The organism is Neisseria sp. HMSC055H02 (assembly GCF_001813335.1).
Classification (GTDB): domain Bacteria; phylum Pseudomonadota; class Gammaproteobacteria; order Burkholderiales; family Neisseriaceae; genus Neisseria; species Neisseria sicca_C.
Genome location: NZ_KV812081.1, coordinates 47,921 through 61,319, shown reverse-complemented (window position 1 = coordinate 61,319; position 13,399 = coordinate 47,921). Strand labels below are relative to the sequence as shown.

Genomic DNA, 13,399 nt, shown 5'->3' with positions numbered 1-13,399 from the left:
CTGATTTAAATTTAATCCACTATAAAATAAGAGTTGGTTGGCATTTGTATCGGGCAGGGTTGGGATGATGCGTTGACGGTTGACGGCAGCGTCCGCAGGCGGTCTGATATTTCAGAAGATTTTTGTTTCATTTGAGTCTTGGATATTTGTCCTATGACAACAATACAGGCAGATGAGGTGAAGATAATGAACGGTGTAACCAGTGCGCAATTTATTTCCGCAGGCATTCATTTTTATCCCAGATGCGGCTACAAGCGGCTGTCCGAGCAGGCGATCGCGGAGCATTTGAATTCGAATTTGGAAACGTTCAACAGGATGTTTGCCGATAAAGACGAATTTGTGAAGGCGATGTTGATTGAGTACAGCAATCGGGCTTTGGGGCGGGTGTCGTTCGATTTTGCCCAAAATATCGAAGATACGGAGCGGCTGTATCAGATTGTCTGGCGGCTGGCGGTAACGATACGCGAGCATTTGGCGTGGATACACAGGATGCTGCTGGACAGCGAAGAAGGCGTGGATTTGATTACCAAAGCGTTGAAAAAGCAGCATAAGATGCTTGCCTACGGGATGATCCGGCATATCAAGAAGTGCAACGGTAGGGAGGGTGTGTCGGAATTGGAATTGTTGAATCAGTTTGAGTTCCTCAATGGCGCGGTCATCTCGCCGATGATTATGAACACGCGCTACCGTATGCTGGGGATACTGACCGACGAGATGAACGGGCGGCATGAGGATTTGCTGACCGATTCGTCCATCCACCAAAGGATAGATTGGGCGTTTGCCGCGCTATTTCCGCAATACCGCTCTAAGGCGCGCCCGTTTTGACGATTAAGGTGTAACGCAACATGAAAAAAGCTGTTATTGCTTCTTTTGCCGTCGCGCTGGCTGCGGGCGGTGTGTGGTATGTCCTTCAAAACCAAAAAGAAACCCTGCCGGCATGGATTGCGCAATCCAACGGGCGGCTGGAGCTGAACCGCATCGATGTCGCCAGCCTGTATCCGGGGCGGGTGAAGGCGGTATTGGTGGAAGAGGGCGCGGACGTGAAAGAGGGCGATATTCTGGCGGAACTGTCGTCTGAAACCAGCAACAGCCGTTTGGAAGAAGCGCGGGCAGCGGAATTGCGGCAAGAAGAGGCGGTCGGGCGCGCCAAAGCCGCCGAAGCGCAGATGAAACAGACGGTTGCGCGCGCGCAGGCAAATGTGGACGCGAATAGGCAGCAGCTTCGCGTGGCGAAAATGGAGCTGGACAATGCGCGCAAATTGCTTGCCGACCAGCTGGTGTCGCAATCGGAAGTTACCAAGCGTCAGGCGGATTATGAGCGTGCTGTCGCGGCGGTCAAAGCGGCTGAAGCGGCGCGGGACGAAGCGCAGGCGACGGTAGCGCAAAGTGCCGCCGCACAAGCGGAAGCGCGCGCCGGTGTCGAACAGGCGAGGGCGGCAGTCAAATCGGCAACATCCGCCAACGATGATATGAATATCCGAGCGCCAATAGCGGGCAGGGTGGAATACACCATTGCGGAAGTGGGCAACGTGGTCGCGGCGGGTTCGAAAGTGATCAGCCTGCTTGATCCTGCCGATGTTTCGATGAATATTTTTCTGCCGACCGACAGCATAAGTCGTCTGAAAGTCAATGATGAGGCGCGTATCCGTTTGGACGGCATTGATGCGGTGTTCCCCGCCAAAATCAAATTTATCGCGACGGACGCGCAATTTACGCCCAAGTCGGTGGAAACGGTTGATGAACGCGCGAAACTGATGTTTAAAGTGAAATTGCAAGTGCCGCGCGAAACGGCGGTGAAATACAACCGCCTGCTGAAAGGCGGGCTGACGGGCAATGGTTTCGTAAAAACCGACGCCAAGGCAGCATGGCCTGCCGAGTTGGCGGTGAGGTTGCCGAATTGATAGCGCTCAAATTCGGACGGCCTCAAGTTAAAACAGAGGTTTATGGCTAAAAGAGGTCGTCTGAAAACGGGATTTTGCTTTTCAGACGACCTCTTTCCATTCAAGCATCACCACTATATAGTGAATTAAATTTAAATCAGGACAAGGCGACGAAGCCGCAGATAGTACAGATAGTACGGAACCGATTCACTTGGTGCTTCAGCACCTTAGAGAATCGTTCTCTTTGAGCTAAGGGCGAGGCAACGCCGTACTGGTTTAAAGTTAATCCACTATAAAAAGAACATCTATCCGGAAGCGCAGCCCGAAGCGTCTCCATCAAATCAGGACAAACAAAATGAAAACCAAAACATGGCGCATTGAAGAAGGTGCGCCTTATCCGATGGGCGTGTCGCTGACTGAGGAAGGGGCGAATTTTGCGCTGTTTTCCATCCATGCCGAAAAAGTCGAGCTGTGCCTCTTTGACAAGGGAAAGGAAACCCGTTTGGAAATGCCTTCGCGGCGCGGGTCTGTGTTTTACGGCTTTGTGCCAGAGGTTAGGGCAGGGCAGCGGTATGGTTTTCGTGTTTACGGACGCGCTGATGCGCCGGGCGGCTCGTGTTTCAATCCGAACAAATTGTTGATTGACCCGTATTCCAAAAAAATCGACGGCAAACCAAGTTACAAGGATGATGAGGAAATGGCATGGTTTCGTCCGGAAGACGAGCGGGACAATGCGGCGGTGGCGCCTAAAAGCGTGGTGGTGGGCGACGATGATTTCGATTGGGGCGACGACCGCCGTCCGAACCATCCGTGGGGCAGGACGATAGTGTACGAAGCCCATGTGAAAGGCTTTACCAAGCAATTCCCCGATTTGGAACACGCGGGAACGTATCAAGCGCTGACCGATCCGCGCGTGATTGATTATTTGAAAACTTTGGGCGTTACCGCCGTCGAGCTGCTGCCGGTACACCAGCATTTGGACGAATACCACCTGCAAAAAATGGGCTTGAGCAATTATTGGGGCTACAACACTTATTCCCATTTTGCCGTCGAGCCGTCTTATGCCGCCGATGCCGAACGCGCGGCGGAAGAGTTGAAGCAGGCGGTCAAAGCCTTGCACCAGGCGGGCTTGGAAGTGATATTGGATGTTGTGTACAACCATACCGCCGAGCAGGATGAAAAAGGTCCGATGCTTTGCCAGCGCGGCATAGACAATGCTTTGTGGTATTGGCTGAAGCCCGACGGCAGCTATGAAAACTGGTCGGGTTGCGGCAATACGTTGAACATCGTCCGCCGCGACGTAACCCGTTGGGCGGCGGACAGCCTGCGCTATTGGGCGGAAACGTTTCATATAGACGGTTTCCGTTTCGACTTGGGAACGGTATTGGGGCGCGAACCCGATTTTCAGGCTTACGGACGCTTTTTTCAGGTGGTGTACCAAGACCCCGTGTTGGCACGCTGCAAACTGATTGTCGAGGCGTGGGACATCGGCGAAGGCGGCTATCACTTGGGCAATTTCCCGCAGCCTTTTGCCGAGTGGAACGGACGTTTCCGCGACGATATGCGCGCGTTTTGGGCGTGGGAAAGCGGCAATTTGGGTGCGTTTGCCGAACGTCTGGCGGGGTCGTCTGATATTTTCAACCACAGCGGCCGTCATCCTTCCGCCAGCATCAATTTCATCACCGCACACGACGGTTTTACGCTGCGCGATTTGGTCAGCTACAACGAAAAACACAACCATGCCAACGGCGAAGACAACCGCGACGGGCATAACGAAAACATCAGCTACAACCACGGCATCGAAGGCGAAACCGAAGATGCGGCGGTTTTGGAAGACCGTTCCTACACCGCCAAAGCCTTGCTTGCCTCGCTGTTCCTTGCCAACGGCACGCCCATGCTGCTGGCGGGTGACGAGTTCGGCAACAGCCAACAGGGGAACAACAATAGTTATTGTCAGGACAACCCGATTACTTGGCTGGATTGGCAGCAGGCGGACGAAGCGTTGCAAGGCTATACGCGCGATTTAATCCGCCTGCGCCAAGAAATCAAATTGTTGGGCGATGATGTCTGGTGGAAACAAGAGCGCGTCCGCTGGCTCAATATCCAAGGCGAACCGATGAGCGAGCTTTGTTGGCACAACCGCGGCGCAAAAGCCATGCAGATCGTTTTGGACGATGAATGGCTGCTGTTGATCAATGCCAAGCGTAGTCAGCAAATATTTAACCTGCCTCAAGGAAGTTGGCAGATTTCTTGCGTACCATCCGAGAAGTTTAATTACAATGCAGACGGCAAGCTGACAGTCGAACATATGGGTATTTGGATTTTGCAGCGTAAAAATACATCGCCGAGTATATGACATATGTCATTAATAGGATGTTTTTAAAAGAAAACCCTATTATTTACACTGCCTCAGTTATAATGCCGAAGATGAGTAATAAATTTACCTGATTAACTTTGCTTGACGGAACATAAAGGCATACGGCTTTTCAGACGACCTCAGACCGCCAAAAGATACAAATTCCCCCGCTTCATCATCCCATCCCCAACAGAGAAAGGCTATCATGGCTAAGAAAAAACAACCCATTTCAGGTTTTGATTATGTCATGCCGAAACCGGATGCCGAAACCATCCGCAAGTCCATCGTCTATAAATTGATTTTCATTTTGGGCGTCGATCCGAAAGAGGCGACCGAACACCAATGGCTCAACGCCGCCATGCTCGCCGCGCGCGACCTGATTGCCGAAGACTTCCTGCAAACCCGCCGCGCCCACATCGACAACGGCAAACGCATGGTTTACTACCTTTCCATGGAATTCCTGTTGGGACGCGCCTTCGTCAACGCTTTGATTAACGAAGGCGTTTATGCCGAGTTTGAAGAGGCGTTCAAACAACTGGGTAAAGAGTTTGCCGACATCTGCGAACAAGAACAAGACCCCGGCTTGGGCAACGGCGGTTTGGGCCGCTTGGCCGCCTGCTTCCTCGACTCGCTTGCCACCTTGCGCATTCCTGCCATGGGCTACGGCATCCGCTATCAATACGGCATGTTCAAACAAGAAATCGTGGACGGCCAGCAGGTCGAAAAACCCGATTTGTGGCTCGACCAAGATTTGGCATGGCAAATTGGCCGTCCGAACAAACAATACGCCGTCAGCTTCGGCGGACAGGTCATCAATATGGGTGACAAAAAAGAATGGCATCCGAGCGAAGAAATTTCCGCGATGGCATACGATGAAATCATTCCCGGCTACGGCGGCGACGTCGCCAACCCGTTGCGCCTGTGGACGGCTCACGCCGGTAACCGTTTCGATTTGGCAGACTTCAACCGCGGCGATTACGCTTCCGCCGTCCGTGCGCAAAACAGCGATGAAAACATCTCGCGCGTCCTCTATCCGAACGACTCCACCGACAGCGGCCGCGAACTGCGCCTAAAACAGGAATATTTCCTTGTTTCCGCATCCGTACAAGACATCGTGGCGCGCCACAAATGCCGTTTCCCCAGCATCAAAAACCTTGCCGACAAAGTCGCCATCCACCTGAACGACACCCACCCCGTGCTGGCGATTCCCGAGCTGATGCGCATCCTGATTGACGAAGAAGGCATCGCATGGACCGAAGCATGGAATATGTGTTGTAAGATTTTCTCTTACACCAACCACACCCTGATGAGCGAAGCCTTGGAAACTTGGCAGGTCGATTTGATGGGCCGCCTGCTGCCGCGCCATTTGGACATCATCTTTGAAATCAACGCCTACTTCCTGAACGCCCTGCGCGCCATCGGCAACTTCGACGACGACTTCGTCCGCCGCGTGTCCATCATCGATGAGAACAACGGCCGCCGCGTCCGCATGGCATGGCTGGCGGTCATCGGTTCACACAAAGTCAACGGCGTGGCGAAAATCCACTCCGACCTGATGACTACTTCCATCTTCGCCGACTTTGCCAAAGTGTTCCCCGAGCGCTTCACCAACGTAACCAACGGCGTAACCCCGCGCCGCTGGATTAACATCGCCAACCCCGAGCTGACCCGTTTCCTCGACAAACACTTGGGCGAACAAGACTGGCGCCTGCATTTGGACAATCTGACCAAGCTCAACGAAAAAGTTGACGATGCAAGCGTGCAGGCAGAATTCGGCGCAGTGAAAAAAGCCGCCAAAGAACGCCTCGCCAAATACATCGAAACCGAATTGTGCATCAAGGTCAATACAGACGCGCTGTTTGACATCCAAATCAAACGCATCCACGAATACAAACGCCAGGCGTTGAATGTGATGCACATTGTTGACCGCTACAACAAAATCTTGGAAAACCCGGATTTCGACTGGCAGCCGCGCGTCTTCATCTTTGCCGGTAAAGCCGCATCCGCCTACTACATGGCGAAAAAAATCATCCGCCTGATTAACGACGTAGCGAAAACCATCAACAACGACGAACGCATCCGCGACCTGATTAAAGTCGTCTATATCCCGAATTACAGCGTCAGCCTCGCCCAAATCATCATCCCCGCCGCCGATTTGCACGAACAAATCTCATTGGCAGGCACGGAGGCATCGGGTACCAGCAACATGAAGTTCGCCCTCAACGGCGCGCTCTGTATGGGTACGCTGGATGGCGCTAACGTTGAAATTCTGGAAAAAGTCGGCGCGGACAACTGCTTTATCTTCGGAAACACCGTTGAACAAGTGGAAGAACTCCGCCGCAACGGCTACGACCCGCTGGGCTACATCGAACGCGATCACGACCTGCGCCGCGTCGTCAACCAAATCAGCAGCGGCACGTTCTCCCCCGAAGAGCCGAACCGCTACAACGACGTCCTGCAACCTTACGGCGATTTCTATCAACTGATGGCGGATTTCCGCAGCTACATCGACATGCAATACAAAGCGGACGAACACTACCGCAATGTTGCTACATGGCGAAAATCCGCATTGATCAACATCGCCAATATGGGCTTCTTCTCGTCCGACCGATCCATCGCCGACTACTGCCGCGATATCTGGTACATAGAGCCGCTGACTTTGAAAGAGCTGCCTAAACACCAATAAAGTGGATATCGATTAAGAGTAAACAGGAACAGCCGATACGGGAAAGTATCGGCTGTTTTTTATTGTGTAATATTTTAAGAGAGGCTCGAATATTGCTCTTTCTCGGAGAGGCTGGTATTCAAAATAATCATAAATAAATTAATGCTATGTTCAAATGACCTTAATCTGTCCAATCTTTTTGACGAACGGTTATTTTTTTTGATTAGCGTTAGTTGTATAAATTCAGACACTTATTTACAATATATGGTTCGCTTCGAGTTGCCAAACCTATATTTCAGGGCATCTGAATAATAAAAATTTCAAGGAACACTTATGCCGTTGCTGTCGATTGAATTCGCGGTATTTTTTATTGCTTTTTTGCCTATTTATTGGGCATTTGTCCGTATGCCGTCGATGCAGAATGTTTTGCTTCTGCTGGCGGGAATGGGCTGGCTGTATCACTTGAATCCCATCTTTGCCGCCATAATTGCCTGCTATTCGTCCTGCGTGCATTTGCTCGGCCTGTTGATGTCGTCTGAAAACGAAAACGTACGGAAATTCTGGCTGGGCTTCGGCGTAGCGACTGCTTTGGCAGTATTGTGTTTCTTCAAATATTTCGACTTTTTCCGCCCGTTTATCCGCCAATACACAGGACAGAGCGAAATTGTCGATATCTTGATGCCTTTGGGGCTGTCTTATTACACATTTCAATCTTTGGCTTATTTGGTGTACTGCTGCCGTCATCCGATGGGTGACCGGTTTGCATGGCATGAGTTGCTGCTGCATTTGAGCTTTTTCCCGACAATTACTTCCGGTCCGATTATCCGTGCCGCGGCGTTTAAAAGCATAGACGGCGAACAGGCGGGGGCTTTGGAACAGATTCGAACGGCAGAACCGCGCGCATTGGTGCGCCCCGCGCTGGCGGTGTGCTTAATTTTGCTGGGCATTGCTAAAAAATGGTGGCTGGCGGGTGCTCTGGGAGACGGCTGGGTATCGCCCGTTTTCGAGAATCCCGCCCAATTTGACGGCTGGGGCGTGTTGTCGGGGGTGTACGGCTATACTTTCCAGCTTTTCTTCGATTTTTCAGGCTATTCGGATTTAGTAATCGGGATGGCGATGCTGCTCGGTTTCCGCCTGCCGAAAAACTTTGCGGCACCGCTGCGCGCGTTCAATATCCGCGACTTCTGGAACCGTTGGCACATCAGCCTTTCCACCTGGATACGCGACTATATTTATATTCCTTTGGGCGGCAGCAAACACGGCTTCGTCCTGACGCAGTTCAACTTGCTACTGGCGATGGTATTGTCGGGCGTTTGGCACGGCTACGGCTGGAATTTCCTGCTATGGGGTGCGCTGCACGGCGTGGCATTAATTTTGCTCAACTGCGGCGACAAAATATTCGGGCGGGATGGCTCACGTCGTCTGAAAATCTTGCGGCCGCTTGCCTGGTTCGTCACTTTTCATTTCGTCTGCTTCACTTTCGTCGTGTTCAACACCAGCAGCCTCGCCGATACGCAGATGGTTTTTGATGCCTTGTTCGCCAACGAAGCAGGTTGGGCGGCTCCAAAGCAGGCGGATGTCCTGCTGCTTGCCGCGTTTAGCCTGATGATTTTGCTCTACCCGTATTTGCTTCGCCTGTTTGACGGCACAGTGACGGCATTGGAAAAAATGCCGATGTGGCTGTGGTTTATACCGCTGACGCTGGTGTTGGTGTTGATTATCGTATTGGCGCCGTCAGGCATCCCGGGCTTTATTTACGCCGATTTTTAAAAGGACAATCAGAATATGAAACGCTTTATTTCCCTGTTTGCCTCCCTTTTGGTTTGCACTTTCGGCGCGGCGTGGTTCAGCCAAGACTCCATCAATGCCTATTGGCAGCAAACCTATCATCAGGCATCCCCGTTGGAGCCGCTGTCCGAATACGAATGGTGGCGCACGGGCGCGAAGCTGCAACAAGACGCGTACGCCTTTTCAGACGACCTCAAAGCACGTTTGGCAGGACAGCCTGTGATTGCCGAACCGGAATCTCAAATTGCTGAAAACGACGGGTCGTCTGAACAAAATGCTGCGCAGCTTAATGCGTCCGAACCGCACGAAAAAAACCATCCCGCCGACGGACGCCAACCTCAAACGGCACAAAACGGTGGACAACCCGAAGCACATCACCTCCCTATTACCCCGCCCGCCAATATCGTTCTCGGACAAGGCGACAAAGTCTTTTTTGCCGGCGACTCGATGATGCAGGGCGTTGCGCCTTTTGTTGAAAGAAGCCTGAAAAAACAATACGGTATCCAGTCGGTGAACCTAAGCAAGCAAAGTACCGGATTGTCCTATCCCAAATTTTTTGACTGGCCGAACACCATCGAACAAACGCTGAAACAACAAACCGACATCCGCCTTCTGGTCGTTTTCCTCGGTCCCAACGATCCGTGGGATTTCCCGAAAGGCAAAAAATACCTGAAATTCGCCTCGCCCGAATGGTCGGAAGAATACCTCAGCCGCGTCAACCGCATCTTGGCCGCCGCCGAACAACACCACGTGCAAGTCATTTGGATGGGCATCCCTTATATGAAACAGGCAAAACTTAACAAGCAAATGCGATATCTCGACAAACTTTTAGCAGACGAGATCAGTCCAAAAGCCCTGTGGATACCGACCGACAAACTCCTCAGCAACGGCTCGGACACCTACGCCGACTCCGTCAACATCAATGGAAAAATCATCCGCTACCGCAGCAAAGACGGCATCCACTTCTCTGCTGAAGGACAAAAACTGCTCGCGGATAAAATCATGGAAAAAATCGTTTTTCAGACGACCCCTGAAATGAACGGTGAAGAACGCACGGAACAATTATCCGCACGTTAAGCCCGTATCGGCAGCAAAAGGACGGCGTTTTGTTTATCCAATGCCGTCTTTTTCGTTACAATAGCCTTCCGCCGCGTCAAAAGACGTCGTCTGAAACCACACACAGGAAACTCATGAACATCAAAACCCTGTCCGTATCCCTTACCGCATTGTGCCTGTCTGCCGCCGCCCCCGCCGCCGATATGCTGCTGGAAAACTACGGCAGCAGCCGTCCCGCCTGGCTCTCCAAGCTCAAAAAACTCGACCGCAGCTCGGACGGCAAATTCCGCATCCTCCAAATCGGCGATTCACACACCGCCGGCGACCTTTTCACCGAACAACTGCGCCTGCGCCTCCAGCAAAAATGGGGCGACGGCGGCATAGGCTGGGTTTACCCCTCTACCGTCAAAGGACAACGCAGCGCAGCCGTCCGCTATGACGGCTCATGGCAAACCGTCAGCAGCCGCAGCGTTTCAGACGACTTCCCCTTAGGCGGCATTATCGCCAAAGCCAACGGCAGCAGCGTCACCATCAGCGCCAAAGACGGAAGCAGCGGCGAAAGGCAGATTTCCGTTTTCGCCAAACCCGTCCTGCCAGAGCAAACCCTGTCATTCAACGGACGCGAAGTTCCTGCCGGAAGCAGCGGCTGGCAAATCATCCGCAGCAACGGCCGCCTGCCCCTGACCCTCAGCAGCTCCATGCCTTGGGACATCGGTTACATCAATATCGAAAATCCCGGACGCGGCGTAACCGTTTCCGCACTCGGCATCAACGGCGCGCAACTGACCCACTGGTCCAAATGGCGTCCCTCTTGGCAGGATGACCTTGCCCAAACCCGCGCCGACCTCGTTATCCTCGCCTACGGCACCAACGAAGCCTTCGCGCCAAATTTGGACATCACAGCCACCGAACAAAGCTGGCGCAGCTACATCCGCCAAATCAAACAAAGCCTGCCCGACGCAGGCATCCTGATTCTCGGCGCGCCCGAATCCCTGAAAAGCACCTCAGGAAGCTGCGGCACACGCCCCACCACCTTAAGCAGCATCCAACAAATGCAGCAGCGCATCGCCCGCGATGAAAAAATCATGTATTGGTCGTGGCAGAACGCGATGGGCGGCGAATGCAGCATGAAAAGCTGGATGAGCCAAGGCCTCGCCGCCAAAGACGGCGTCCACTTCTCAGGCAAAGGCTACCGCCAAGCCGCCGACCGCCTCGCCGACAGCTTGATACAAATGGCGGATTAAACAAAAGGTCGTCTGAAAACGAAAATTCAGATTTTTCAGACGACCTTTCGCTGTCATGAATGCTTGGATTTACTTACATTTGCTATTATAATGCGCGTTTGGATTGACCGTTTGAGGTCGTCTGAAAAATATAGTTTTTACCAACCGCCGCACACCTGAAACCCTAACTATGCACATTCTCACTTTTAGTGTGCATTATTAGTGTTTTAGCGTGCGGCATTCTGAAAGGAACGAAATGTTCGATAAACACGTTAAAACCTTCCAATATGGCAATCACACCGTTACTTTGGAAACCGGCGAAATCGCGCGCCAAGCCGCAGCGGCTGTTAAAGTATCGATGGGCGATACAGTTGTTTTGGTTGCTGTGACCACCAACAAAGAAGTCAAAGAAGGTCAAGACTTTTTCCCTCTGACTGTTGATTACCTTGAGCGTACTTACGCCGCAGGTAAAATCCCCGGCGGTTTCTTTAAGCGCGAAGGCAAACAAAGCGAAAAAGAAATCCTGACCAGCCGTCTGATCGACCGTCCTATCCGCCCGCTGTTCCCAGAAGGTTTCTACCACGACATCCAAATCGTTGCGATGGTGGTTTCCGTTGACCCTGAAATCGATTCCGACATTCCTGCCATGCTCGGCGCATCCGCTGCGCTGGTGTTGAGCGGCGTACCGTTTGCCGGTCCGATTGGTGCCGCGCGCGTAGGTTATGTAAACGGCGTGTACGTATTGAACCCGACCAAAGCAGAATTGGCTAAATCTAAGCTGGACTTGGTGGTTGCGGGTACATCCAAAGCCGTTTTGATGGTGGAATCCGAAGCTAAAATCCTGCCTGAAGACGTGATGTTGGGTGCCGTAGTTTACGGCCACGACCAAATGCAGGTGGCGATTAACGCCATCAACGAGTTCGCCGATGAAGTAAATCCTGAAGTATGGGATTGGAAAGCACCTGAAACCAATGAAGAATTGGTTGCCAAAGTGCGCGAAATCGCAGGCGAAGCAATTAAAGAAGCGTTCAAAATCCGTCAAAAACAAGCGCGTTCCGCTAAATTGGACGAGGCTTGGAATGCAGTAAAAGATGCGCTGATTACCGAAGAAACCGATACTTTGGCTGCCAACGAAATCAAGGGTATTTTCAAACATTTGGAAGCCGACGTTGTCCGCACCCAAATTTTGGAAGGTCAGCCGCGTATCGACGGTCGCGATACCCGCACCGTCCGTCCGCTGAACATCCAAACCGGCGTACTACCGCGTACACACGGTTCTGCCCTGTTTACCCGTGGCGAAACCCAAGCACTTGCCGTAGCGACTTTGGGTACTTCGCGCGACGAGCAAATTATTGATGCGCTTTCCGGTGAATACACCGACCGCTTCATGTTGCATTACAACTTCCCGCCGTATTCTACCGGTGAAGTGGGCCGCGTCGGCGCGCCGAAACGCCGCGAAATCGGACATGGCCGCTTGGCAAAACGCGCACTGGTTGCCGTATTGCCGTCCCCTGAAGAATTCAGCTACACCATGCGTGTTGTTTCCGAGATTACCGAGTCCAACGGTTCGTCTTCTATGGCTTCCGTCTGCGGCGGCTGTTTGAGCCTGCTGTCTGCCGGTGTGCCTTTGAAAGCACACGTTGCCGGTATCGCAATGGGTCTGATTTTGGACAACAACAAATTCGCCGTGTTGACCGACATCTTGGGTGATGAGGATCACTTGGGCGATATGGACTTTAAAGTTGCCGGTACGACCGAAGGCGTAACCGCGCTGCAAATGGACATCAAAATCCAAGGTATTACCAAAGAAATCATGCAGATTGCCTTGGCGCAAGCCAAAGACGCGCGTCTGCACATCTTGGAACAGATGAAAGCCGCCGTGGCAGGTCCGCAAGAGCTGTCCGCTCACGCTCCGCGCCTGTTTACCATGAAAATCAACCAAGACAAAATCCGCGAAGTCATTGGTAAAGGCGGTGAAACCATCCGTGCGATTACCGCTGAAACCGGTACTGAAATCAATATCGCGGAAGACGGTACCATCACTATTGCCGCAACCACTCAAGAAGCCGGCGACGCTGCGAAAAAACGCATCGAAGAAATCACTGCCGAAGTGGAAGTGGGCAAAGTGTACGAAGGTACTGTGGTTAAAATCCTCGACAACAACGTCGGCGCCATCGTCAGCGTGATGCCGGGCAAAGACGGTTTGGTACACATCAGCCAAATCGCCCACGAGCGCGTACGCAACGTCAGCGACTATCTGCAAGTCGGTCAGGTTGTGAATGTGAAAGCATTGGAAGTGGACGACCGCGGCCGCGTGCGTCTGTCTATCAAAGCATTGACCGAAGCTCCTGCGCGCGAAGAAAAAGCGCCTGAATAATCGTTGAGCCGATTTTGATTGATGAAAGGTCGTCTGAAAGATTTCAGACGACCT

Annotated in this window: 8 protein-coding genes; all 8 read left to right on the top strand. The window is 52.4% G+C overall.

Features of this window, described 5'->3' with window-relative positions; translation table 11 throughout:
• Positions 1–153: 153 nt before the first annotated feature.
• The 8 genes from HMPREF2907_RS03400 to pnp all read left to right on the top strand — a co-directional run bounded on the left by HMPREF2907_RS03400 (position 154) and on the right by pnp (position 13,345).
• A complete protein-coding gene (locus HMPREF2907_RS03400) occupies positions 154–825 on the top strand; it encodes a TetR/AcrR family transcriptional regulator (RefSeq protein WP_039405007.1) in 672 nt (223 codons plus the stop codon).
• Between the two features lie 20 nt (positions 826–845).
• Positions 846–1,901 carry an HlyD family secretion protein gene (locus HMPREF2907_RS03395; RefSeq protein ID WP_070680082.1) on the top strand — a complete coding sequence of 352 codons (1,056 nt, stop codon included), beginning with the start codon at positions 846–848 and terminating at the stop codon, positions 1,899–1,901.
• 334 nt (positions 1,902–2,235) lie between these two features.
• Positions 2,236–4,236 (top strand): glycogen debranching protein GlgX, encoded by a 2,001-nt coding sequence (glgX, locus tag HMPREF2907_RS03390; protein ID WP_070680079.1) that lies wholly within the window; start codon positions 2,236–2,238, stop codon positions 4,234–4,236.
• Positions 4,237–4,441: 205 nt separating this feature from the next.
• A complete protein-coding gene (locus HMPREF2907_RS03385; protein ID WP_070680076.1) occupies positions 4,442–6,922 on the top strand; it encodes a glycogen/starch/alpha-glucan phosphorylase in 2,481 nt (826 codons plus the stop codon).
• A gap of 312 nt (positions 6,923–7,234) precedes the next feature.
• A complete protein-coding gene (locus HMPREF2907_RS03380; protein WP_070680073.1) occupies positions 7,235–8,671 on the top strand; it encodes an MBOAT family O-acyltransferase in 1,437 nt (478 codons plus the stop codon).
• A 15-nt stretch (positions 8,672–8,686) separates the two neighbouring features.
• Positions 8,687–9,766, top strand: a complete 1,080-nt coding sequence (patB, locus tag HMPREF2907_RS03375) for a peptidoglycan O-acetyltransferase PatB (RefSeq protein ID WP_070680070.1) — start codon at positions 8,687–8,689, stop codon at positions 9,764–9,766.
• A gap of 113 nt (positions 9,767–9,879) precedes the next feature.
• Positions 9,880–10,989, top strand: a complete 1,110-nt coding sequence (locus HMPREF2907_RS03370) for an SGNH/GDSL hydrolase family protein (protein ID WP_070680067.1) — start codon at positions 9,880–9,882, stop codon at positions 10,987–10,989.
• 235 nt (positions 10,990–11,224) lie between these two features.
• Positions 11,225–13,345 carry a polyribonucleotide nucleotidyltransferase gene (gene pnp, locus HMPREF2907_RS03365; protein ID WP_003757358.1) on the top strand — a complete coding sequence of 707 codons (2,121 nt, stop codon included), beginning with the start codon at positions 11,225–11,227 and terminating at the stop codon, positions 13,343–13,345.
• Positions 13,346–13,399 lie beyond the last annotated feature (54 nt).

Bases quoted from the DNA above. Each gene is read 5' to 3' on its own strand.
- HMPREF2907_RS03400 (WP_039405007.1), top strand. From the start codon at position 154: ATGACAACAATACAGGCAGATGAGGTGAAGATAATGAACGGTGTAACC.
- HMPREF2907_RS03395 (WP_070680082.1), top strand. From the start codon at position 846: ATGAAAAAAGCTGTTATTGCTTCTTTTGCCGTCGCGCTGGCTGCGGGC.
- glgX (WP_070680079.1), top strand. From the start codon at position 2,236: ATGAAAACCAAAACATGGCGCATTGAAGAAGGTGCGCCTTATCCGATG.
- HMPREF2907_RS03385 (WP_070680076.1), top strand. From the start codon at position 4,442: ATGGCTAAGAAAAAACAACCCATTTCAGGTTTTGATTATGTCATGCCG.
- HMPREF2907_RS03380 (WP_070680073.1), top strand. From the start codon at position 7,235: ATGCCGTTGCTGTCGATTGAATTCGCGGTATTTTTTATTGCTTTTTTG.
- patB (WP_070680070.1), top strand. From the start codon at position 8,687: ATGAAACGCTTTATTTCCCTGTTTGCCTCCCTTTTGGTTTGCACTTTC.
- HMPREF2907_RS03370 (WP_070680067.1), top strand. From the start codon at position 9,880: ATGAACATCAAAACCCTGTCCGTATCCCTTACCGCATTGTGCCTGTCT.
- pnp (WP_003757358.1), top strand. From the start codon at position 11,225: ATGTTCGATAAACACGTTAAAACCTTCCAATATGGCAATCACACCGTT.